Here is a 21,709-nt window from a genome sequence, read left to right as displayed (position 1 = left end):
CGGCTTTGTGCACGCGTTCGCGAGCGTCGGCGCGCTCTGGGGCCGCGGCGTAAAATAAACGCCTGCGCGCGATGTCGCCGCACCGCGATACTTGTGTCGCAACGTCCCGCGCATGACCGTATCGTGTCGTGTATTTGTCTTTGCCGACCCTGCTTTTTGCTCTGACCACCGCCGATGTTCACTCCCAGCCGCGAAGAAGTCCGACGTTTTTTCACCGACACCTGGCGCAAGCAGCGCGCGGGCGAAATCCTCACGCCGCTCGAATCGATCGCGGCGGACTGGATCGTCGAGCACCCGGAATATCACACCGATCTGGGCGATCCCGACGCAGCGAACACACACGACTATTCGCCCGAGCGCGGCCAGACGAATCCGTTTCTGCATCTGTCGATGCACCTTGCGATCAGCGAGCAATTGTCGATCGACCAGCCGCCCGGCATTCGCGCGGCGCACGAGCGGCTCGCCGCGCGACTCGGCTCGACGCACGACGCGCAGCACGAAATCATGGAGTGTCTCGGCGAAACGATCTGGGAAGCGCAGCGCACGAACACGCCACCCGATACGGATGCGTACCTGCAGCGGATCGAGCGCCGCGCGTCGCGCGATTGATCGAACGCAGCAAGCGCTGGCGGCGGCCGCCCCAAAAACAAACACCCCGCCAAAGCGGGGTGTTTTCATTTGATCGCAGTCGAAGCCGCTGCCACGGCTAGCAGCCCCGGCTCACCGGCGCAACGCTTACTTCTTCTCGACCAGACTACCCTTCAGCGATTCGATATAAGCGGCGATGTCCTTCATGTCGTTCAGCGACAGGCTCTGCACCTGCGCCTGCATGATCGGGTTGTTGCGGCCGAGGTGCGGATTGCCGGTGCCCATCTGATACTGGCGCATCGCCCAGTACAGGTAGTCGGCATGCTGCCCCGCGAGTTTCGGATACTCGGGGCTCACCGGGTTGTTCAGTTGCGCGCCGTGGCAGGCCGCGCAGTTATGGCTTGCCACGAGGTTCTTGCCGTTGTCCGCGTCGGCCGCCTGCGCCGCAGTCGAAGCGACGACGAAACCCGCGAACGCCAACGACGCGCATGCGATCTTGAACATCGTGTGGAGGGGGTGTGGGTGCTTCTTCATGAATTCTCCTGGCCCGCGTAGCGGAATGACCGTGCGACTGTGCCCAAACGGCTGGTAAAGCAGGCGCGGCCGGTCATTTGTCGGGGTTGTTCTTCGAAGTGGCGGTTTGCGCCGCGTAGTAGGCCGCGATGTCCGCGATGTCCTGATCCGAGAGCGAGGTCGCGACGGCGCGCATCGTGTCGAAATGGCGGTCGCCCTTCTTGTAGGCATGCAGCGCGTTGCGCAGATACTGTTCGTTCTGGCCGCCGAGAATCGGTACCCGGTACACCTCCGGGTAAGCGGTCCGGTAGTCGGGGATGCCGTGGCAGCCGATGCACATCGCGACCTTGCCCTGGCCCGCTTTCGCGTTGCCGACGACGTCCGCTGCGTGGGCAGTGGCCGCGAGGCCCGCGATGCCCGCCAGCGCTGCGATCACGACGTGTTTGCCGACGAATTTTTTCATAGCTCTTGTAACCTGGCTTGAGGGGAAATGGCGCAAAAAACGAAGGCACAAATACGAAGACACTTATCGAGGGCGCAGCGCAACGACACAGAACCGAACCCCGATGTACGCCCGCGACGCAGTGCACAACGCGCCGTGCACGACATACAAGCTCCCGAATCATGACCCCGAATATAGCCCCGACTCATGGCCTCAAAAAACGGGCGCTCAAAAAAGCGGCGGCCCACGCCGCTTTTTGTCGATCGCCACGCAGGCCAAAAAAATCGGCCCAATTGTACCAAGACGCCGCGCCGGGCGTCCACCGGACGGACAGGGACTGCGCCGGCCTGCCATGCGCGGCCCGAGGCTTGCGCGTGGCCTGCGTGCGCCCTCAATGCCTGCCCGAACGCGGCCGCATATTCATGCGACACATCGCGCCCGGGCATCGCGAGACGATAAGCCCGCATGGCCAAAGCCGCCAGCCCATCTGACTTATACTGGGATTTTCCCCGCACGAGCGTCCTGTCATGCGTTTCGAAGGCTCCTCGCAATACGTCGCCACCGACGACCTCAAGCTCGCGGTCAACGCCGCGATGACGCTGAAGCGCCCGCTTCTGATCAAGGGCGAACCCGGCACCGGCAAGACGATGCTCGCCGAGGAAGTCGCGGCCGCGCTCGGCAAGCCGCTTATGCAGTGGCACATCAAATCGACCACGAAAGCGCAGCAAGGCCTCTACGAATACGACGCGGTCTCGCGTCTGCGCGATTCCCAGCTCGGCGACGAGCGCGTGAAGGATATTCGCAATTACATCGTGAAAGGTGTGTTGTGGCAGTCGTTCGAAGCGGACCGCCAGACGGTGTTGCTGATCGACGAAATCGACAAGGCCGACATCGAGTTTCCGAACGATCTGCTGCGCGAACTCGATCGCATGGAATTCTACGTGTACGAGACGCGCGAACTCGTGAAGGCGAAGGAGCGGCCGCTCGTCATCATCACGTCGAACAACGAAAAAGAACTGCCGGACGCGTTCCTGCGCCGCTGCTTTTTCCACTACATCAAGTTCCCCGATCCGGCGACGATGCAGCAGATCGTCGAGGTCCACTATCCCGGCATCAAGCAGGAACTGCTGCGCGCGGCGCTCGAAAGCTTCTACGAACTGCGCAACGTCTCGGGCCTGAAGAAGAAGCCGTCGACATCCGAACTGCTCGACTGGCTCAAGCTGCTGCTCGCCGAAGACATTCCGCCCGAGGCGCTGCGTTCGACCGATCACAAGCAGATCGTGCCGCCGCTCGCCGGTGCGCTCCTGAAGAACGAGCAGGACGTCGCGCTGTTCGAGCGCCTCGTGTTCATGAACCGCAACAATCGGTAAGCGTGCGCGCACCCGCCGCGGAGAACCCGACATGCTGATCGACTTCTTCTACTCGCTGCGCGCGGCGAAGCTGCCGGTTTCGGTGAAGGAGTATCTGACGCTGCTCGAAGCGCTGAAAGCGCAAGTCATCGAGCCGTCGCTCGACGAGTTCTACTACCTGTCGCGCATGACGCTCGTGAAGGACGAGCAGTACTTCGACAAGTTCGACCAGGCGTTCGGCGAGTACTTCAAGGGCATCGAACAGACCGCGTCGCTCGCGCTCGATCTGCCCGACGACTGGCTCGCGAAAAAGATGAAACGCGATCTGACGCCCGAGGAAAAGGCGCAGATCGAGGCGCTCGGCGGCCTCGACCAGCTGATGAAGCGCCTGAAGGAAGTCTTCGACGAGCAGAAAGGCCGTCATGAAGGCGGCGGCAAATGGATCGGCACGGGCGGCACGTCGCCGTTCGGCAACGGCGGCTACAACCCGGAAGGCATCCGCATCGGCGGCGACACGGCGGGCAACCGCAGCGCGGTCAAGGTGTGGGAAGCGCGCGCGTATCGCGACTACGACGATCAGGTCGAAATCGGCACACGCAATATCAAGGTCGCCCTGCGGCGGCTGCGCCGCTTCGCGCGTGAAGGCGCGGCCGAAGAACTCGATTTGCCCGACACGATCCGCAGCACGGCGGCCAATGCCGGCTGGCTCGACCTCAAGATGGTGCCGCAGCGGCACAACAACGTGAAGGTGCTGATGCTGCTCGACGTCGGCGGCTCGATGGACGACCACATCAAACGCACGGAAGAGCTCTTTTCGGCCGCCAAGGCCGAATTCAAGCATCTCGAGTTCTACTACTTTCACAATTGCGTGTACGACTTCCTGTGGAAGAACAATCGCCGCCGCCACACCGAGCGCACGCCGACGTGGGATGTGCTGCACAGGTTTTCGGCCGACTACAAGCTGATCTTCGTCGGCGATGCGACGATGAGTCCGTACGAAGTGCTGCAGCCGGGCGGTTCGGTCGAGTACAACAATCACGAAGCGGGTGCCGTGTGGCTGCGGCGTCTCGCCGATCATTTCCCGCACTTCGCGTGGCTCAATCCGGAACCGGAGGGGCTATGGGAGTACCGGCAGTCGGTGTCGGTGATTCGCGAAGTGCTCGGGCACCGGATGTACCCGCTTACGCTCGCGGGGCTCGAAGCGGCGATGCGCGTACTGAGCAAGTAGCGATAGCCGGCGCAAGGCAGCCGTCCGGGACTATCCCGGGGTCACAAACGCTGCGAAATGCGGCAGAATGCCGCACTATTTCTGTGCGAATCCGTATCAATCGCGCAACAAAAAACAACGACAGCCGGTATTCCGCATGAGCACACCCTCGTCTTCCGACCTGTCGTCGGAAACCCCTGCACCGCTGAAACCGCTGAAGCCGTTCGCCGATACGTCCCTATCGGCGCTCGTCGCGGGCTTCGTCGCGATGATGACCGGCTACACGAGTTCGCTCGTGCTGATGTTCCAGGCCGGCCAGGCCGCGCATCTGAGCGACGCGCAGATTTCGTCGTGGCTCTGGGCGCTGTCGATCGGCATGGGGCTCTGCACGATCGGTCTCTCGTTACGCTATCGCGCGCCGATCGTCATCGCGTGGTCGACGCCTGGCGCCGCGCTGCTCATTGCGTCGCTGCCGCATGTCGCCTATGCGCAGGCCATCGGCGCATTTGTCGCGTGCGCGCTGCTGCTCACCGCCGTCGGATTGACCGGCTGGTTCGATGCGCTGATGAAAAAGATTCCCGCCGGCATCGCGTCGGCGCTGCTCGCGGGCATTCTGTTCGAAATCGGCATCGAAATTTTCCGCGCCGCGCAATATCAGACCGCCCTCGTGCTCGCGATGTTCTTCGCATACCTCGTCATGAAGCGCATCGCGCCTCGCTATGCGATCGTCACCACGCTCGTGGTCGGCACCCTGGTCGCGGGCGGCCTGGGCCTGCTCGACTTCAGCCGCTTGCGCATCGCGCTCGCGCATCCCGTGCTGACGATGCCCGCATTTTCGCTGTCCGCCATCGTGAGCATCGGCATTCCGCTGTTCGTCGTGGCGATGGCATCGCAAAACGTGCCGGGCATCGCGGTATTGCGCGCGGATGGCTATACGACGCCGTCGTCGCCGCTGATCGCGACCACGGGCCTCGCATCGCTCGTGCTCGCGCCGTTCGGCTCGCACGGCATCAATCTCGCGGCGCTCACGGCCGCGATCTGCACGGGCCGCGAGGCGCACGAAGACCGCACGAAGCGCTACACCGCGGCACTCTGGTGCGGCGTGTTCTACCTGATCGCCGGTGTCTTCGGCGCGACGATCGCCGCGCTGTTCGCGGCGCTGCCGAAGGCGCTCGTCGTGTCGGTGGCAGCGCTCGCGCTATTCGGTTCGATCATGAGCGGCCTCACAAACGCGATGCAGGACGCGAGGCAGCGTGAGCCCGCGCTCGTTACGTTCATGGTGACGGCGTCGGGACTTACATTGCTGTCGATCGGTTCGGCGTTCTGGGGACTGGTCGCGGGCCTGCTCACGCAGATCGTGCTGAACGCGCGCAAGCGATGAAACCGGTGTGAGGACGTGGCACGCGCCATGCGCTCCAACGGTGACGTGCGGCGGCCGCTCGTGGGCCGCCAGGTGAGCACCGAGGGTCCATCGAACGCCCGCTGCACGCGGCCCGCACGATCAGTCGAACCATTGTTTGGCGTTCCGCCATAGAATGAAGGGATCGGGCGGCGTTCCGTGTGAGGTTTGGCGTCCATTGGGCGCCGACATCGAACACCGTACCGCCCCGGGCATTGCGGGACCCTGCGGGATGACCGGCTGCCGCCGGCCAGTCGGAATCAACCGGCACCGGCAGCGTCATCATTTTCTGACCACGGCGCGCATGCGCCTCAAAGGCTCGATATGACTACTGCACTCGACCAGCTCAAGCAATTCACGAAGGTCGTCGCCGATACCGGCGACTTCCAGCAACTCGCGCAGTACAAGCCGCAAGACGCGACCACTAACCCATCGCTCGTGCTGAAAGCCGTGCAGAAGGACGACTACAAGCCTCTGCTCGAAAAAACCGTGCGCGATCATTCGTCGAAGCCGGTGTCCGCGATCATCGACCATCTGCTGATCGCGTTCGGCACCGAGATTCTGAAGATCGTGCCGGGCCGCGTCTCGACCGAAGTCGACGCACGGCTGTCGTTCGACACGAAGGGGTCGATCGACAAGGCACACGAGATCATCAAGCTGTACAAGGACGCCGGCATCGACCGCTCGCGCGTGCTGATCAAGCTAGCGTCGACGTGGGAAGGCATCCGCGCGGCCGAAGTGCTGCAGAAGGAAGGCATCCACTGCAACATGACGCTGCTGTTCTCGCTCGCACAGGCCGTCGCCGCTGCCGAAGCGGGTGCGCAGCTGATCTCGCCATTCGTCGGCCGAATTTACGACTGGTACAAGAAGAACGCAGGCAGCAACTGGGACGAAGCACGCGACGGCGGCGCGAATGACCCGGGCGTACAGTCGGTGCGCCGCATTTACGCGTACTACAAGAAGTTCGGTTACCCGACCGAAGTGATGGGCGCGAGCTTCCGCACGACGAGCCAGATTCTCGAACTGGCCGGCTGCGATCTGCTGACGATCAGCCCCGATCTGCTGCAAAAGCTGCACGACAGCACCGACAAGGTCGAGCGCAAGCTGTCGCCCGATGCGAGCAAGAATACGGAAATCGCGCGCGTGCCCGTCGACGAGCCGTCGTTCCGCTTCCTCGTCAACGACGAAGCGATGGCCAGCGAAAAGCTCGCCGAAGGCATTCGCACATTCGCGGCCGACGCGATCAAGCTCGAAAAGCTCGTCGAAGCGCTGCGTTGAGTACGCGCAAGCAGCGCGGCGCCGCGGCGCTGCTTTCGGCGGCTCTTTCTAGCAGCGCTTAGCGGAGATCGCTCGATCGGTCCGTTTGATGCATCGGTTGCGCGTCTCGTATCACGGCGCGTGCGGCATTCGAGCCGCACGCGCCGTTTCCGTTTCTACGTATTCCGTCTCTTCCAGAACCGCCGCCGGCCGTGCCGACAAACTTTCACAGTGTGGGCAGGCTCGCCGACTAGAATCGTTTGCAGGCAGGTTCCGCCTGCGAGATGAAACGCGCGACATGAGACGCGCGAGATCAGGCGCACGCCATGAGGCGCACGCCATGCTGCGTCCGGCATGGCAAGCGCAAGCGTCACTGCGATGGCAACCGCGATGGCAACCGGCACGCCAACCGGCGTGCCCACTTCTGGGAGACAACGATGCTAGTCCAGCCTTACCTGTTCTTTAACGGCCGCTGCGAAGAGGCGCTCAAGTTCTATCGCGAGAAGCTCGGCGCCGAAGTGCTGTTCCACACTTATTTCAAGGATGCGCCGCCGAACCCCGAGCGCCCGATCAAGCCCGGCAACGAAGACAAGATCATGCATTGCACGTTCCGCATCGGCACCACCGAACTGATGGGATCGGACGGCAACTGCGAGCCGGGACAGGATGCGCCGAGCGGCTTCAGCCTGTCGTTGACCGCCGACGACAAGGCATCGGGAGAAAAGCTCTTCAATGCACTGGCCGACGGCGGCAATGTAATGATGCCGTGGCAGCCGACCTTCTGGACCGAAGGTTTCGGCATGCTCGTCGACCGTTTTGGAATCATGTGGATGGTGACGATTCCGCACGACAAGGGCTATACGAGCTGATTGACAGCCGTACGATCGAAGGGCCGCGCGCGAGGCCGCCGCTGCAACGCTTAGCCCTGCTGGCGTTCGTGACGATGCGCGATGCGCGTGCGGCGCTCGATATTCCACGCCGGCTCGGTCTCGACAAGTAGCGCGCGCAGTCGCTCGACCTGCTCGGCCACACGTTCGTTGAGCCAGCACGGCCCCTGCAACCCGGCGGCGGCGTTCGCGACCGCGGCCGGGTCCAGCAGCGCCGGCGGCAACGCATCGGGCATGCGCAAGTGCGGCACATTCGTAAAGCGCAGCGCGCGCGCCAGTTCGAGCAGCACCGAACGCACCACGGTCGCATCACGTCCGCACTGTCCGGCAAAGCCGGCTCGCAGCGCCGGGTCGGCACGCGTCAACACGCCGTTCGACATGATTTCGAGCGCGCTCAACAGCATGCGGTGCAGTTGCTGAATCTGATCGAGCCGCCCCGGCGCGACTTCGATCTCCTTTGCCACCCACGGCATGACCGCGCGCAGTTGCACGAGCCGGCGCGCCATGCGCAGAAACACTGCGTTCTGTTCTTCAGCGGAAAGCCAGTCGCCATGCGCCATCCGTGTATAGATGCGCGCGCAGTCGCGCAGATTGTCGGAGAGCAGGTAGCGCCACGTGTAGGTCGCGTGCAGCGGCAACGCAAACGAGAACGCGAGCGCAATCGCCGTGCCGATCGCCACGTCGGCGGCGCGCCAGAGCCCTTCGGATACCTGGTTGTCGCCGAAGCCGCCGACGATGCACATCGTGATCGCCGTCAGCAGCGCCATATAGCCGTACGAACCGATCGCGAACGCGCCGCAGACACCGGCCACCACCGCCATCAGGAGCGCCGTCACCACGATCGAATCGAACAGGCTGTGCTGGACGATCATCGCAAGCCCGAGCCCGGCGCCGAGCAGTGTGCCGACGGTCCGCTCGAGCGCCTTGCGCCGGATATTGCCGTGGTGCTGCAAACCGCCGATCACGATCAGCACCGTAATCGATGCCCAGATGCCGTACGGCACGTCGAGCGCGCGGATCAACGCGACCGACACGAGCATCGCGGCGCCGACGCGTATGCCGTGCAGCACCTTGGCGTTCCGGTAGCGGTAGTACGGCGAGGTCACCGCGCGCAACAGCCGCGCAACGGGCGAGCGGCGGCGCGCGGCGTACGTGCTGGCCGCGCCGCCGGCGGCGTGTTCCGAATCGTCCAGAGCCATAGGCGCCTCGCGGTCGTTTCGAGTTCAGGTTTCGCGGGCAGGTCAGTGCGCGCTGTGCGGTGCTTGCTGTGCGCAGTATCGCGCACCTCGTCCGCACCCGGGCCGCCCGCCAAAAGAAAATCGCCCGGCACGCGCGTCAACGGCGCGGCCGGGCGACTGCAGATGCCGAGGCGGCGCGTCGCGAATGCAACGCGCATCGTTTCACTTCATCGACTGCTCTTGCGGATCTGCCGCACCTCGTCCGCATCGACCGCCGGCGCCCGATTGCCCCACGCGCCACGGATGAACGTGACGACGTCCGCGACCTGCTGGTCATCGAGCCGCTGTCCGAACGCGGGCATCGTGAACACGGTCGGCGCCTCGCGCGTGCCCGGCATCGAGGCGCCGTGCAGCACGAGACTCACGAGCGACGTCGGATCCTGCGCGTTGACCGTCGCGCTCAGCGCAAGCCGAGGGAATACGCCGTCGTAGCCCTTGCCGTCCGATCGATGGCAAGCCGCGCAGTTGTCGAGGAAGGTCCGCGCGCCGCGCATGTCGGTATGTCCGGCGTGCAGCGCAAGTGCCGCCTTGTCGGAGTATGCGAGCGCGGCCTGCTCGCGCGCCGGCGCAAGCGACTGCAGATACGTCGCGATCGAGTTCAGGTCCGCATCGGTCATGTACTGCGTGCTGTCGAGCACGACATCGTGCATTCCGCCGAACGCAGCCGAATGCGCATTGCGGCCGGCCTTGAGGAACGTGACGATATCGTTGCGGGTCCAGTCGCCGAGGCCGTCCACGCGATCGTCGCGCAGACTGTTCGCGAACCACTGCTCGACCACGCCGCCTTGCAGGAAGGCCGGCCCGCCATTGTCGGTCAGTGCCTTCTCCTGCAACAGCGCGCCGCGCGACGTATGGCAGGCGCCGCAATGGCCAAGGCCTTCGACCAGATATCGGCCACGCTCGAGCGACACCGTCTCGCTGTCCGCGGCTTGCGGACTCGCGCCGGCGGCGACCTCGGGCGCGAACGCGATGCGCCACAGCGCGAGCGGCCAGCGCATCGACAGCGGCCAGCGGATGCCGTTCGGCGTGCGCGGCTGCTGAACGGCCGCCACTCCATGCATGAAGTACGCGTACAGCGCCTTGACGTCGTCGGGCTCGATGCGCGCGTACGACGGATACGGCATCGCCGGATACAGCGTATAGCCGGCCTTCGACTTGCCGTGCCGCAGCGCGTTGTCGAAGTCCGTGTACGTGTAGCCGCCGATGCCGCTCTGCGCATCCGGCGTGATGTTGGTCGAGTAGACGGTGCCGATCGGCGTTTGCAGCGGCAGTCCGCCCGCGAACGGTTTGCCGCCCTTCGCCGTATGGCATGCGGCGCAGTCGGCGGCTCGCGCGAGGTACTCGCCTCGCTTGACGAGCGCCGCATCGTCGAAGCCGGCGCCATTCGGCGCAGCTGCGGCTGACACGCCGCTCGCCGCAAACAGCGAGAGTGCGGCGGCGAGCGCCGCGCAGGAACGGATTTTTCTGAGCGCGTTTCTCATGCTTGCACCATCGGGCCGGGGTTCTTCAAATACTGTTCGCGGATCGCGCGCGCCGACCAGTAGCTGAGCGCGCCGACGAGCCCGGTCGGGTTGTAGCCGAAGTTCTGCGGGAACGCCGACGCGCCGACCACGAACACGTTGTGCACGTCCCAGTTCTGCAGATAGCGGTTCACCACGCTCGTCTTCGGATCGGCGCCCATCACCGCGCCGCCGGTCGTATGCGTGCTTTGATAGGCGCGCGTGTCGAAATGCGTACCGGTCTTGCGTACGTTCACGTCGACGTGATCGCTGAGCACGCGCGCGATGCGGGCGGCCTGGCCCACCGTGTACTCGGTCATCTTGTGCTCGTTGTCGTGCCAGTCGAACGTCACGCGCAACAGCGGCTGCCCGTACGCATCCTTGTAGGTCGGATCGAGGCTCAGGTAGGTGTCGCGATACGACATCACCGAGCCCTGCGCGACGACCGTGAGCATGCGCTGGTAGCTGTCCTGTACCGCGGCCTTCCACGCGCTGCCCCACGGCTTCGTGCCCTTCGGCACGCCCGCCTGACCGATCGGGCGTCCGCCGGTGCGCATGTGCCGCACGTTCGCGCCGCCGATAAAGCCAAGCGGCCCGTGGTCGAAGTTGTCGCCGTTGAAGTCGTCGATCGCCTGGCCCGCCGCGCCCGCGCCGATGAACGGATTGAGCTGCGTGCCCTTGGGCAGGAAGGCGTTCACGCCGCCGTTCATCTGATACGCGAAGTTGCGGCCGACCACGCCTTCGCCGGTGGCCGGATCGTACGGCTGGCTGATGCCGGAAAGCAGCAGCAACCGCACGTTGTGCATCTGGAACGCGCTGAGCACGACGAGGTCGGCCGGCTGCTCGATCTCGCGCCCCTGCGCATCGATATACGTGACGCCGGTCGCGACCTTGCCGCTCGCGTCGCGATTGACGCGCAGTACCTGGCAGCGCGTGCGCAGCTCGAAGTTCTTCTTCTGGAACAGCGCGGGGTGAATCGTGGTCTGCGGCGACGACTTCGAATACATGTAGCAGCCGAAGTCCTCGCAGAATCCGCACAGGTTGCACGGACCGAGCCGCACGCCATACGGATTCGTATACGGCGTCGACACGTTCGCGGCCGGGATCGGGAACGGCTCGTAGCCGAGTTCGCGCACGGCGCGCGAAAAGAGCTGCGCGCCGTAGATGTCCTTCAGCGGCGGCGTCGGATATTCCTTGCTGCGCCATGCCTCGTGACGATTGCCGCCCGCGACGATATTGCCGTTCAGATTGCCGGCCTTGCCCGAAATGCCGGCGACTTCCTCGAAGTGCGTGAAATACGGCTCGAGTTCGTCGTAGGTCACGCCGAAATCCTGAATCGTCATGCCGTCCGGAATGAACGACTTGCCGTAGCGTTGCTCATAGTGGCTGCGCAATTGCAGGTCCGATGCCTGCGGGCGCCATGTCAGGCCGTTCCAGTGAAAGCCCGCGCCGCCGACGCCGTTGCCGAACAGCATCGCGCCATGCTGGCGATACGGCACGGCCAGGCCGTCCGGCGAATGGCGGAATGTCAGCGTTTCTTTCGACAGATCCTGATACAGCTTGCCGCGCACCGCGTACGCGAGTTCGTCCGCGATGTTCGGATATTTCGCGGTGTTCGCCGTGTCCTGCATTTCGCCGCGCTCGAGCGCCAGCACGTTGAGCCCCGCATCGGCCAGTTCCATCGCCATAATGGCGCCGGTCCAGCCGAATCCGACCATGACCGCATCGACTTTGTCTTTTTTGATCGCCATCGTTATGCCTGCTCCCCGAGAATCGATACCGGGCCGAGCGGGTACTTCGCACCCGGCTGTTCGACCCAATCCGCGAAGTCCGCCCGGGCGCCCGGGAAACCGATCATCTTCCAGCCGGACATGCCCTTGTTGCCGCCGTACATCGGGTCGGCGAAATAGCCTTCCTTGGTGTTCTTCAGCAGCGTGCTGAAGAACAGCTTCGGCGGCACGGCGTCGAGATGCAGCTTGCCGCCCTCGAGCTGTTCGAGCACCTCGACGCGCGTCGCGCGCGGCAGTTCGGCGAATACCTTGCCGTGATCGCGCACGCACGCCGCGTTGCACGCCTCGATGCCATGCCGGTACACGTCGCGCGGCACGAGGCCCAGCTGATAGCCGAGTTCGGGCACGGCTTCCGGATGAAACGGCCCGTGCATGTACCAGAGCCGCCCATACGCATACGGCGTTTCCATCTGGCGGTCGATAAATTCAGGCACGCCGGCTTCGAGCGCACCGGCGCCCGTGTCGTCGGCGGGAATCAGTTCGTCGACGGCTGCGTGGATGAAGGCCCATTCGGCCGCGGTAAAAAAGGCCGGCGTGTATTTCGCGGCAGCCGACGCGGCGCCGGGCACCGTCGCGGCTGCGCTGGCGCCGTCCGTCGCATGTGACGGCGTGCAGCCTTCTTGCGTCACGATCACCGGTGCGATCGCTGTGGCGGGAAGAATAGTGAATACCTGGCGCAGAAATTTTCTGCGCGGCTGGTCGTCGTTTTTCATCGGGTAGCGTGGATCGTCAAATGGCAGCGAAAACGCAGCGGGATATCGCCGGTGCGTTCGTGTTCACGGGAAGCGATTCGGTGAATCGCGGCGGTCGGACGCGCGCTGGGCGGCGGCCTGGTGAATGCAGCGCGCCGCTGTCCGCGCGCTGCAGGTGTGGTTAAAACGTGGTCCAGTCCTGATCGTCGCGCGCGGACCCGCTCGCGACGGGCTCGGCGGCGGCGGGCGCGGCCGCCGCCGCTGTTCCGATTTCGGCTTCGGCGGCAACGGCGGTGACCGCCGGAGCCGCACGGCGTACGGGACGCGCTGAAGCCGTTGCGCGCGCCGCCGGCGCTGCCGGCGCACTCGCCGTGGCACGCGGCGGCGTCCCCGCAGCCGGGCGCGTCACGCGCGGCGCCGGAAGCGCCGCGGCTCCACCCTGCTCGACCTTGAAGCTGATCACGGCGGCACGCAAACGACCCGCCTGCTCTTCGAGCGAAGCGGCCGCCGCAGCAGCCTCTTCCACGAGCGCCGCGTTCTGCTGCGTGACGTGGTCCATCTGCGAGACGGCCTGGTTGACCTGTTCGATGCCGCGGCTCTGCTCCTGGGAGGCCGCCGCAATCTCGCCGACGATGTCGTGCACGCGCTCGATCGACTGACTGATCTGTTCCATCGTGCTGCCCGCGCGCGCCACGAGTTCGGTGCCCACGCGTACGCGGTCGACCGACGTGCCGATCAGATCCTTGATCTCCTTGGCGGCCGAACTCGAACGTTGCGCAAGCGAACGCACCTCCGCGGCGACGACGGCGAAGCCGCGGCCGTTCTCGCCGGCCCGCGCGGCTTCGACCGCCGCGTTCAGCGCAAGAATATTGGTCTGGAACGCGATGCCTTCGATGATGCTGGTGATCTCGGCGATCTTGCCGGAGCTGTCGCCGATACCGTTCATCGTCTCGACGACCTGGCTCACGATTTCATTGCCCTCCACGGTCACGTGCCGTGCGGTGGCGGCAAGCTGGCTCGCCTGCTGCGCGTTATCGGCGTTGTGCTTGACCGTCGAAGTCAGCTCTTCCATGCTTGCCGCGGTTTCTTGCAGCGACGCGGCCTGCTCTTCGGTACGCGCGGACAGGTCCACATTGCCCGCGGCCATCTGGCGCGTCGCGGTGGCGATCGCTTCGCTGCCGGTGCGCACGTTACGCACGGTCTGCAGCAGGCGCTCCTGCATGTTCGCCACACCCTGCAGCAATTGACCCATTTCGTCGCGCGACTTCACGCGAATCGAGCGCGTGAGGTCGCCTTGCGCGATATCGTCGAAATGCGATAGCGCGTCGGCAAGCGGATTCGAAATGGCACGACGCAAGCTCAGGAAGCTGCCGGTCGCGGTCAATAGTCCGAGCACCACCGACACGATCGTAATCGCGCGAAACAGCGCAAACGTGTGCTCCTGCTCGTCGAAATTCTGCTTGGCGGCGGCGTACTGATAGGCGCGCAGCTTCGCGCTCGCGTTGTGGTACGCGGCGTACAGATCGTTATTCGAAAGCGCCGACTTCATGATCTGCGAGCTGTCGCCACCGATCAGCGCGGCGCCGAATGCGTCGAGCCCGGCGTCCATCGCAGTGCGCCGTTCCATCATGTCGCGCGCCAACTGATCTTCTTCGGGCGAGCGCGGCAGTTTCATATAGTTGGCGAGCGCCGTGCGCGCCTCGGTGCGATAGTCGCGCGAATGGGTAATGATGCCGCGCAAGTCCGCGGCGGCGGGATTGAGCGCCGCCCGGAACAGCGCCGAGCGCTCGCGCTGCAGATCGATTTCCGCGTCGCCGATCGCGGTCGCGCCAGGCAGCTTGTTGCTATAGGTATCGCGATTCCCGTCGTTCGCGTTCGTCATCCCCGCGATACCCAATGCACCAATAACGAGCAACAGCACGGAAAGCAGCGCCATCGCCAGAGCGAGACGCGATTTGATCGAGACATGCATGTGCTAACCCCGAGGCCTTATCTGAATTTATGCGATGCATAGATTTACGGCGCATAAGGGTAATTCTTTAGCAAATGCTTCAAACTATGAGAAATATTGCGAAAAACAATGAAATTGAAAGCTTGATGTTTTATCGATGTTTTGTTTTAGAAAGCTTGGCGAGCAAAAAAACCGGCACGCCAGGATGATCAAGGCCTCCTCATCGGCCAGAAAAAAAGCCCGCGGCAAGTGCCGGGGGCTTTTTTCGTGCGTCGCGCCGACGATGACAGCAGAGGCACTTCCCGGTGCGTCAACCTTCGACCGGGTCCAGATAATCTTCGGGCCGCGTGCGGTCCTCCGCGCCCTTCATGCCGAGCGCGCGCACGAGCACGCTAACCACCACCGCGACCACGAGATTGACGACCAGCGACCACACCGCCGCGTAACCTGGAATCGCGTAACCGCCGATATGGATCGTGTAGATCGAGCCCGCGAGCTTCAGCGAAACCGCCATCCAGGTGCCGGTCGCGATGCCCACCGCCCAGCCGAGCAACAGGCCGCGGTAGTCGAGCATGCGCGTATAGAGGCCGAGCACGATGGCGGGCAGCGTCTGGATGATCCAGATGCCGCCGAGCAGCTGGAGCTGGATCGCGTACGTGAGCGGCAAACCGAGAATGAACGCAACGGCGCCGACCTTCACGATCAGCGAGACCATCTTCGCGATGTTGGTCTCCTGCTCGTGCGTCATCTTGCGGTTGACGAACTCCTTGTGGATATTGCGCGTGTACAGGTTGGCCGCCGCGATCGACATGATCGCCGCCGGCACCAGCGCGCCGATGCCGACCGCCGCGAACGCGACGCCGACGAACCACGACGGAAAATAGTGGAGAAAGAGCGCGGGCACCGCGAAGTTCGGGCCGAATGCCTTGAAGTACGGCGCGAACTCGGGCATGTCCTTCACGCCGGCCGCGAGCGCCATGAAACCGAGCAGCGCGAGCAGGCCCAGCACGAGCGAATACGCGGGCAGCATCGCCATGTTGCGGCGGATCGTATTGCCCGATGACGACGACAGAATCGCGGTGACCGAGTGCGGGTACAGGAACAGCGCGAGCGCGGAACCGACCGCGAGCGTCGCATACGCGCTGTAGCCATTGAGGCTCGACACGTCGGGCGCCTTCAGCAGCAGTTTGGCCGGCGGCACCGCGGCGAAGATGTGTCCGAAGCCGCCCAGCTGCGGCGGAATCCAGACAATCGCCGCGGCGATCGTGATGTAGATCAGCACGTCCTTGACCACTGCGATCATCGCCGGCGCGCGCAGCCCCGACGTGTACGTATAGGCGGCGAGAATCGCGAACGCGATGATGAGCGGCAGGTCGCCGACGAAGCCCGTCGTATCGAAGCCCAACGCGCCGATCACGACTTCGATGCCGACGAGCTGCAGCGCGATATACGGCATCGTCGCGATAATGCCGGTGACCGCGATGGCGAGCGCGAGCATGCGGCTGCCATAACGCGCGCTGACGAAGTCGGCCGACGTCACATAACCGTGGCGCTTCGCGATGCTCCACAGTTTCGGAAACACGACGAACGCGAACGGATAGATGAGAATCGTATAAGGCAGTGCGAAGAAACCGGTCGCGCCGGCGCCGAACACGAGCGCCGGCACGGCGATAAACGTATAGGCCGTGTACAGATCGCCGCCGAGCAGAAACCATGTGACGACCGTGCCGAAGCGGCGGCCGCCGAGGCCCCATTCTTCGAGATGCGCGAGATCGCCGCGGCGCCAGTGGGCCGCGACGAAACCGAGAATCGTCACGCCGATGAAAAACAGCACGAAGACGAAAGTTGCGATCGCATTCATCGTGCGCCCCCTTGCGGACGCGACGCCGACGAATTTGCCGATTTCGACGATTTCGATCTGGTCTTGAAATAGACGAGCGCCGTGATGACCGCGCTGATCAGCACCCACAACAACTGGTACCAGTAGAAGAACGGAAATTCGAACAGTTGCGGCTCGACCTTGTTATAGGACGGCACCCAGATCATCGCGATCCATGGCAGCAACAGCAGCCATAGCCAGTGCTTGCCGGATCGACCGGCGCCGGAGCGGGTTCTCGTGCTCGTGCCGCCGTCGGCGTTGCCCGCGGCATCTTCTCTGGCGTTCTGTTTGTCGTGTGCTCTGGCGTCGGCGTCGTGAGCCATGACGTCTCTCCCCCTTTGTCTATGCAGCGAGTCGACCCGGTTGCCGCCTGCGCGGTCAACTGCGGTCTTATGCGACGCGGTTGCTTTTGATTTGTCGTGCGGCCTGTGTTCGACAGGCGATCGTCCCGGGAAGACTGGCCGTGCGCCCCGGGAAGCTTCGAAAGAGTATAAGAGCGTGGAATGACCGGTCAAGCCGGGTGGACCCGAAGCGGACGTGCCGCCTCGCCGGTCATATCCGTTGCTTGCCGCCGAAGCTTTCGGCTGGCGCTCATGCAAGCCGCCAATGCAAGACGCCAATGCAAGACGCCAATGCAAGCGCTCATGCAACCGCGTATGCGGTCGTTCGATCGTTCAGATCGTGAACGCGTCGCCGTTCTGCCCCGTCGACGCTTGCAGGCCTTTGAGCCACTGGCGCGCCGGCAGGCCGAGTTCTTTTTCGATCAGCTTCGCGCGCTGCTGCAGCACCGTGAACGACACATGCAGCGGCGGCCCTGAAAAGGCGATCGCGATGCGATTGCCGTCATGCACCTCGGGTAATGCGAAGACCCGTCCGTCGAAGGCTTCGTTCAGTCGCTTCATGTTGCGCACGAAGCTCGGATGATCGCCGAACAGATTGATCGTCGCGACACCCGCTTGCGCGAGACACGCGCGCGCCGCGCGATAGAACGCCACGCTATCGAGCACGGGGCCGCGCGCGGTCGCATCGTAGACGTCGATTTGCATCACGCCCACCGTGCCGTGATTCGCGCGATCGTTGACGAAGTCCCAGGCGTCGGCTTCGCGAACGCTCAGGCGCGCGTCGTCGGGCGGCAGTTCGAACATCGTGCGTGCGGCGACGACGACCGCGGGGTTCAGCTCGATCGCCTCGACTTTTGCGCGCTTGAGGAAGCGATACGCGAACTTGGTCAGCGATGCGGCGCCAAGGCCGAGCTGCACGATGCGCCGCGGCGTTTCGAGGAACAGCAGCCAGGCCATCATCTGCTGCGCGTATTCGAGTTCGATGTGATCGGGCTTGCGCAGACGCATCGCGCCCTGCACCCACTCGGTGCCGAAATGCAGGTAGCGCACGCCGCCCTCTTCCGAGAACGTGACCGGAGCAAAACGCGGCTTGCGCGGCGCTTCGATTTGCGGGGCGTCGTCGAGACGCGCTTCGTTGCGCGACGGATGGCGGTTCTTGCGGTGCAACTTTTGCCGCGACGCGAGCGCGTCGTCGCCGTGGTGGCGGAAGGCGCGCGCTTCGGCCGAAGCGCGTTTGATCAGTTTCGTCATTGATGAAGAGTGCGCGCGAGGCGCCAGGATTCAAGGCGAAGCGAAGGATAGCATTGGGCGGATCTCGCGCCACTGAACAAGCTTGGCCGCATACGGCAGCGAAGCATGCGCGGGGCTCGTCGACGGCAGTCTCAGTATCCGGTATCGACTCGCAAGTCCGCCCAGCGCCCGCTCGCCGATCTTCGCCGCCGTGCCGCCATTGAACGCGATCGCGACCAGCGCGGGCAGCGTTTCGACGAGCGCGACGAGATCGTTGCTCGCATGATCGCGTATCTGGCTGTCGAGGCTACCGGTGCGCCGCGCCTGCGCGACCACATCCCATAGACCGATCCGGTGATCGAGCAGCGTGCGCAAACGGTCGGCGTACTCCATGGCAGGCAGGTTTTCGCCGATGACTTCGCCGACCAGCGTCCAGAACCGGTTCTGTTTGTGAGCGTAGTACTGACTGTGTGCGAGCGACGCTTCTCCGGGCAGGCTGCCGAGTATCAATACTCTCGTGTTCTGGTCCACCACGGGCGGAAAACACCGCTTGAGGGTCATGACGTCCTCGCTTCGCTTCAGCGCTTCAGCACTTTCGCGCTCGCGATGCTGCGCTCGGGACAGGGCGATCTGCGTCACGCCCCGGATGCGCCGCGCCGTGATGCGAGCGCGCCGCCGTGTGCTCGAGCGAACGCCCATGTTCACGCGGGATCAGCCGACGCTGCGCCGCCGGCATGCCTGCGCGCGCGGCGAGATGCGACCACAGCGCGGGCAACATGCATTCGGTGACCATCAGCGGCGCGCCGTAACGTTCGAACACCGAACGCCTTGCCACGAGCGCATGCGGACAACGCGCGTCGAGCTCATCGACCTCGCGCGACGCAAGCCGGAACAACGGATGCCGCGCGGTCAAACGGCGGCTGACCAGCGGCGAGCGCGCGACGCTGCTATCGCTGTACAACAACTCGGCCAACGGGCGTGTCCGCAAGCGCCGCATCGTCTGCCAGACGCCGGTGCTCGCCGCGACCGGCGCAATGCTATGCGCGGCAACGAACGGCACGCCGTCGACCGACAACACGACTTCGCGCACCCACACCGGCGCGCGCGGTGCGACGCCAAGCGCGCGATGCTCGTCATCCCACGGCAGCGATACCGCTTCGCGCGTCACCCGCACCACGACCGCGCCGAGCGTGCGCAAGTGCGCAGTCAGGGAGCCGCCGCGCGTCAGCCAGTCTTTCTGGTCGGGGGAAAAGCCGGGAAGCGGTTCGACACGCCAGTGCGCGTCCGCAGGATCGAAACGAGTAGGCATGCGCCGCATTATAGGGTGCGCGGCTGGCCCGCGCAGCGACGCGGGCCGTGCTATCGATCATGCCGGAGCCGTTCACCAAAGCCCTGGTCGAGCCCTTCTGCGAGCCGCTGCGCGACGCGCTCCACGACAGGCGCCCATTCTCCCGCAGACGGCTGCCGGAACAGTTCGACCGACCGGTACCAGCGCTGCGACTCGGCGACACCCCAGCACCAGTGCGACACATGGTCGAGCATCGCGAGCACCGGACGCCCGAGCGCACCGGCCAGATGCAGCGGCGCGCTGTCGATCGTCACGAGCACATCGAGTGCGGCGACATGCGCGGCGACGGCATCGAAGCCCTGTCGATAGCGCGCAGTCAGATTACAAACGCGGAAGCCGAGTTGCGCGAGCGTTTCAGCTTCGGCTTCCTTGCCCGGCGTCAACGGATGAAACACCACATGCCGGAGCGCACGAAGCGGCAGCAATGCTTCGAGTGGAATCGAACGCTGCATATCGCGCCGGTGCGTCGGACTACCCGACCATACGAGCCCCGCATGCAGCACCGGCTGGCCCGACGGTTGGCGTTGAGATTGAGATTGAGCTTGCGGTTGCGCATGCGCTTGCCCTTCGACCCGCACGAACTGACGCCATACGGTGCACAGCTCCTCGTCGGCTTGCAGGTACGCGGCGCCGTCCACCTGCTCGGGCTGCAAGCCGATCGCGAACGGCACGCTCATCATCGGCAGCGCGTAGTGCGCGTCGCGAGGCAAGCCGTCTTCGATCGCGATGCAGCGCTCGACGATTCTTGCAAACAACGGTTGCAACGGGCGCCGGCAGGCCAGCACGAGCCGTCCGCCCTCGTCGCGTATGCGGGCGGCGAGCCACGGCAGAAAGCGCACCATCTGGATATCGTCGCCGTTGCCCTGCTCGCTGTGCACGACCAGCGTCTTGCCGTTCAGTGCTTCGCCGCGCCAGCGTGGATAGTGCCGCTCGACCACCTTGACGATATTGCGCGCGTCACGGTCCGCGCGCGTGAGCCGCGCCTCGTAGCGCGGCCATGCGGAGGCCCAGTCGTCGCGCCGCAATTCGAGCTCCGCGAGATCGACGGCTGCCTCCACACACGAAGCATCGAGCGCGAGCGCCGCATGCAAGGTCGCTTCGCTGTCGCGATAGCGCGCCTGCTCCAGCTGATACGTGCCGGCCGCGGCGAGCACAGCCGCCTTGCCGGGCGCGGCGACATCGACCGCACGCATCGTCGCTTCGGCCGCACGCGCGTCGCCCAGTTGCCATTGCGCGTGGCTCAGTTGCCACGCGAGTTCCGCATCGGCGGGATTGCGCGACAGCCCACGGCGCGCGACCTGCATCACCGCGTCCCAGTCGCGCATCGCGCGAAAGACGAGCGCGACGTGCAATGCCAACGCGGGGTGCAAGTCCGGATCGAGCGCATAAGCGCGCATCAACGCTTCACGGCGTTCTTCGACGGCGCTTTCGTCATGCGCCGCCAGCAACTGCGCGAGCCACCACGGCGCGCGCGCATCGTTCGGCACGCGCTTTTCGTAAGCACGCAACAGATGAATGGCCGCTGGCGGTGCGCCGCATTCGTCGATTATCCACGCGATCCATGCGATTGCCCGGTCCGGCGCGAATATCCCGATTGCCTGTTCGCACGCCGCCGCCACCGCGGCCCGATTGCCGATCGCATCGGCGAATAGCGCAAGCCGCAGGAAACGCTCGCCCGGGTCTGCGTCCCGATGCGCAGCCGATGCGCTGTGATAGGCGCGCTCGAACTGCCCCGCGCTTGCGCATAGATCAGCGTAGATCTGCGGCGATGCGCCGTTTGCGACCAACCCGTTCGCGAACGCTTCGGCCGCATCGAAACCCCGCTCGCGCAACACCGCCCAGATCGCCTGCAAAGGCCCGCCCGCGAGCACCGATACCGATTGCAACATCCAACACCCCTTGCTTCAGCTCACTTCGATTTACTTCGCTTTACGATTTACCTCGATTTACAGCGCAATGACGCCAGCCAGATAGCCATGGCAATCAACATCGAGCGACACAGTTTCGTTGAAAATTTTTAGTTAGTAAACCATACTTAATCGGCTTTCATTCCGGCCAATTGAATGCACTCGTTTTAGATCAAGAATAATCTCAAAGGA

General features: G+C 64.4%; 19 protein-coding genes. 6 read left to right on the top strand and 13 right to left on the bottom strand.

The genetic code is table 11. The annotated features are described in order from the left end of the window. Positions 1-174: 174 nt before the first annotated feature. On the top strand, positions 175-609 hold the full coding sequence (locus BTO02_RS08255) for a DUF1841 family protein (RefSeq protein WP_075156624.1): 435 nt from the start codon (positions 175-177) through the stop codon (positions 607-609). A 126-nt stretch (positions 610-735) separates the two neighbouring features. On the opposite strand, the gene BTO02_RS08250 is transcribed toward BTO02_RS08255, so the two are convergent. Together BTO02_RS08250 and BTO02_RS08245 are read right to left on the bottom strand one after the other, a co-directional pair. After that, positions 736-1,122 (bottom strand): c-type cytochrome, encoded by a 387-nt coding sequence (locus tag BTO02_RS08250; protein WP_075156623.1) that lies wholly within the window; start codon positions 1,120-1,122, stop codon positions 736-738. Positions 1,123-1,195: 73 nt separating this feature from the next. After that, positions 1,196-1,564 (bottom strand): c-type cytochrome, encoded by a 369-nt coding sequence (locus BTO02_RS08245; RefSeq protein WP_075156622.1) that lies wholly within the window; start codon positions 1,562-1,564, stop codon positions 1,196-1,198. Positions 1,565-2,070: 506 nt separating this feature from the next. Here BTO02_RS08245 and BTO02_RS08240 point away from each other — a divergent pair. The 5 genes from BTO02_RS08240 (at position 2,071) to BTO02_RS08220 (ending at position 7,624) form a co-directional block, all read left to right on the top strand. Beyond that, a complete protein-coding gene (locus BTO02_RS08240; protein WP_075156621.1) occupies positions 2,071-2,913 on the top strand; it encodes an AAA family ATPase in 843 nt (280 codons plus the stop codon). A 31-nt stretch (positions 2,914-2,944) separates the two neighbouring features. Then, positions 2,945-4,120, top strand: a complete 1,176-nt coding sequence (locus tag BTO02_RS08235) for a vWA domain-containing protein (protein WP_075156620.1) — start codon at positions 2,945-2,947, stop codon at positions 4,118-4,120. A gap of 247 nt (positions 4,121-4,367) precedes the next feature. After that, entirely contained in the window at positions 4,368-5,480 is a 1,113-nt protein-coding gene (locus tag BTO02_RS08230) for a benzoate/H(+) symporter BenE family transporter (RefSeq protein WP_232243518.1), read from the top strand. Positions 5,481-5,822: 342 nt separating this feature from the next. Beyond that, complete coding sequence (gene tal / locus BTO02_RS08225; RefSeq protein ID WP_075156619.1) at positions 5,823-6,776, top strand: transaldolase; 954 nt, start codon at positions 5,823-5,825, stop codon at positions 6,774-6,776. Positions 6,777-7,192: 416 nt separating this feature from the next. Further along, a complete protein-coding gene (locus tag BTO02_RS08220; RefSeq protein WP_075158704.1) occupies positions 7,193-7,624 on the top strand; it encodes a VOC family protein in 432 nt (143 codons plus the stop codon). A gap of 50 nt (positions 7,625-7,674) precedes the next feature. Here the strand turns inward: BTO02_RS08220 and BTO02_RS08215 are convergent, their stop codons facing one another. The 11 genes from BTO02_RS08215 to BTO02_RS08165 form a co-directional block, all read right to left on the bottom strand. After that, positions 7,675-8,841 (bottom strand): FUSC family protein, encoded by a 1,167-nt coding sequence (locus tag BTO02_RS08215; RefSeq protein ID WP_075156618.1) that lies wholly within the window; start codon positions 8,839-8,841, stop codon positions 7,675-7,677. A 206-nt stretch (positions 8,842-9,047) separates the two neighbouring features. Continuing rightward, a complete protein-coding gene (locus BTO02_RS08210) occupies positions 9,048-10,361 on the bottom strand; it encodes a cytochrome c (RefSeq protein WP_075156617.1) in 1,314 nt (437 codons plus the stop codon). Next, positions 10,358-12,130 carry a GMC family oxidoreductase gene (locus BTO02_RS08205; RefSeq protein WP_075156616.1) on the bottom strand — a complete coding sequence of 591 codons (1,773 nt, stop codon included), beginning with the start codon at positions 12,128-12,130 and terminating at the stop codon, positions 10,358-10,360. The genes BTO02_RS08210 and BTO02_RS08205 overlap by 4 nt, the downstream gene beginning before the upstream one ends. 2 nt (positions 12,131-12,132) lie before the next feature. After that, positions 12,133-12,882, bottom strand: a complete 750-nt coding sequence (locus BTO02_RS08200) for a gluconate 2-dehydrogenase subunit 3 family protein (protein ID WP_075156615.1) — start codon at positions 12,880-12,882, stop codon at positions 12,133-12,135. Positions 12,883-13,042: 160 nt separating this feature from the next. Then, entirely contained in the window at positions 13,043-14,833 is a 1,791-nt protein-coding gene (locus BTO02_RS08195) for a methyl-accepting chemotaxis protein (RefSeq protein WP_075156614.1), read from the bottom strand. A 289-nt stretch (positions 14,834-15,122) separates the two neighbouring features. Next, a complete protein-coding gene (gene mctP / locus BTO02_RS08190) occupies positions 15,123-16,673 on the bottom strand; it encodes a monocarboxylate uptake permease MctP (RefSeq protein WP_075156613.1) in 1,551 nt (516 codons plus the stop codon). Then, on the bottom strand, positions 16,670-16,882 hold the full coding sequence (locus tag BTO02_RS34205) for a DUF3311 domain-containing protein (protein WP_075158703.1): 213 nt from the start codon (positions 16,880-16,882) through the stop codon (positions 16,670-16,672). The genes mctP and BTO02_RS34205 overlap by 4 nt, the downstream gene beginning before the upstream one ends. 483 nt (positions 16,883-17,365) lie before the next feature. Further along, on the bottom strand, positions 17,366-18,283 hold the full coding sequence (locus BTO02_RS08180) for a spermidine synthase (protein WP_075156612.1): 918 nt from the start codon (positions 18,281-18,283) through the stop codon (positions 17,366-17,368). A 30-nt stretch (positions 18,284-18,313) separates the two neighbouring features. Beyond that, positions 18,314-18,823 carry a DNA-deoxyinosine glycosylase gene (locus tag BTO02_RS08175; RefSeq protein ID WP_075158702.1) on the bottom strand — a complete coding sequence of 170 codons (510 nt, stop codon included), beginning with the start codon at positions 18,821-18,823 and terminating at the stop codon, positions 18,314-18,316. 25 nt (positions 18,824-18,848) lie between these two features. Continuing rightward, positions 18,849-19,571 carry a chorismate--pyruvate lyase family protein gene (locus tag BTO02_RS08170; protein ID WP_075158701.1) on the bottom strand — a complete coding sequence of 241 codons (723 nt, stop codon included), beginning with the start codon at positions 19,569-19,571 and terminating at the stop codon, positions 18,849-18,851. Positions 19,572-19,621: 50 nt separating this feature from the next. Then, complete coding sequence (locus tag BTO02_RS08165; RefSeq protein ID WP_075156611.1) at positions 19,622-21,499, bottom strand: glycosyltransferase family 9 protein; 1,878 nt, start codon at positions 21,497-21,499, stop codon at positions 19,622-19,624. Positions 21,500-21,709 lie beyond the last annotated feature (210 nt).

The organism is Paraburkholderia sp. SOS3, assembly GCF_001922345.1.
In the GTDB taxonomy this organism is placed as follows: domain Bacteria; phylum Pseudomonadota; class Gammaproteobacteria; order Burkholderiales; family Burkholderiaceae; genus Paraburkholderia.
This window is presented reverse-complemented; position numbering and strand designations above follow the sequence as displayed.

What these genes read in the sequence shown, in the direction of transcription:
- BTO02_RS08255 (WP_075156624.1), top strand. Translation starts at nt 175, where the DNA reads ATGTTCACTCCCAGCCGCGAAGAAGTCCGACGTTTTTTCACCGACACC.
- BTO02_RS08250 (WP_075156623.1), bottom strand. Translation starts at nt 1,122, where the DNA reads ATGAAGAAGCACCCACACCCCCTCCACACGATGTTCAAGATCGCATGC.
- BTO02_RS08245 (WP_075156622.1), bottom strand. Translation starts at nt 1,564, where the DNA reads ATGAAAAAATTCGTCGGCAAACACGTCGTGATCGCAGCGCTGGCGGGC.
- BTO02_RS08240 (WP_075156621.1), top strand. Translation starts at nt 2,071, where the DNA reads ATGCGTTTCGAAGGCTCCTCGCAATACGTCGCCACCGACGACCTCAAG.
- BTO02_RS08235 (WP_075156620.1), top strand. Translation starts at nt 2,945, where the DNA reads ATGCTGATCGACTTCTTCTACTCGCTGCGCGCGGCGAAGCTGCCGGTT.
- BTO02_RS08230 (WP_232243518.1), top strand. Translation starts at nt 4,368, where the DNA reads ATGATGACCGGCTACACGAGTTCGCTCGTGCTGATGTTCCAGGCCGGC.
- tal (WP_075156619.1), top strand. Translation starts at nt 5,823, where the DNA reads ATGACTACTGCACTCGACCAGCTCAAGCAATTCACGAAGGTCGTCGCC.
- BTO02_RS08220 (WP_075158704.1), top strand. Translation starts at nt 7,193, where the DNA reads ATGCTAGTCCAGCCTTACCTGTTCTTTAACGGCCGCTGCGAAGAGGCG.
- BTO02_RS08215 (WP_075156618.1), bottom strand. Translation starts at nt 8,841, where the DNA reads ATGGCTCTGGACGATTCGGAACACGCCGCCGGCGGCGCGGCCAGCACG.
- BTO02_RS08210 (WP_075156617.1), bottom strand. Translation starts at nt 10,361, where the DNA reads ATGAGAAACGCGCTCAGAAAAATCCGTTCCTGCGCGGCGCTCGCCGCC.
- BTO02_RS08205 (WP_075156616.1), bottom strand. Translation starts at nt 12,130, where the DNA reads ATGGCGATCAAAAAAGACAAAGTCGATGCGGTCATGGTCGGATTCGGC.
- BTO02_RS08200 (WP_075156615.1), bottom strand. Translation starts at nt 12,882, where the DNA reads ATGAAAAACGACGACCAGCCGCGCAGAAAATTTCTGCGCCAGGTATTC.
- BTO02_RS08195 (WP_075156614.1), bottom strand. Translation starts at nt 14,833, where the DNA reads ATGCATGTCTCGATCAAATCGCGTCTCGCTCTGGCGATGGCGCTGCTT.
- mctP (WP_075156613.1), bottom strand. Translation starts at nt 16,673, where the DNA reads ATGAATGCGATCGCAACTTTCGTCTTCGTGCTGTTTTTCATCGGCGTG.
- BTO02_RS08180 (WP_075156612.1), bottom strand. Translation starts at nt 18,283, where the DNA reads ATGACGAAACTGATCAAACGCGCTTCGGCCGAAGCGCGCGCCTTCCGC.
- BTO02_RS08175 (WP_075158702.1), bottom strand. Translation starts at nt 18,823, where the DNA reads ATGACCCTCAAGCGGTGTTTTCCGCCCGTGGTGGACCAGAACACGAGA.
- BTO02_RS08170 (WP_075158701.1), bottom strand. Translation starts at nt 19,571, where the DNA reads ATGCCTACTCGTTTCGATCCTGCGGACGCGCACTGGCGTGTCGAACCG.
- BTO02_RS08165 (WP_075156611.1), bottom strand. Translation starts at nt 21,499, where the DNA reads ATGTTGCAATCGGTATCGGTGCTCGCGGGCGGGCCTTTGCAGGCGATC.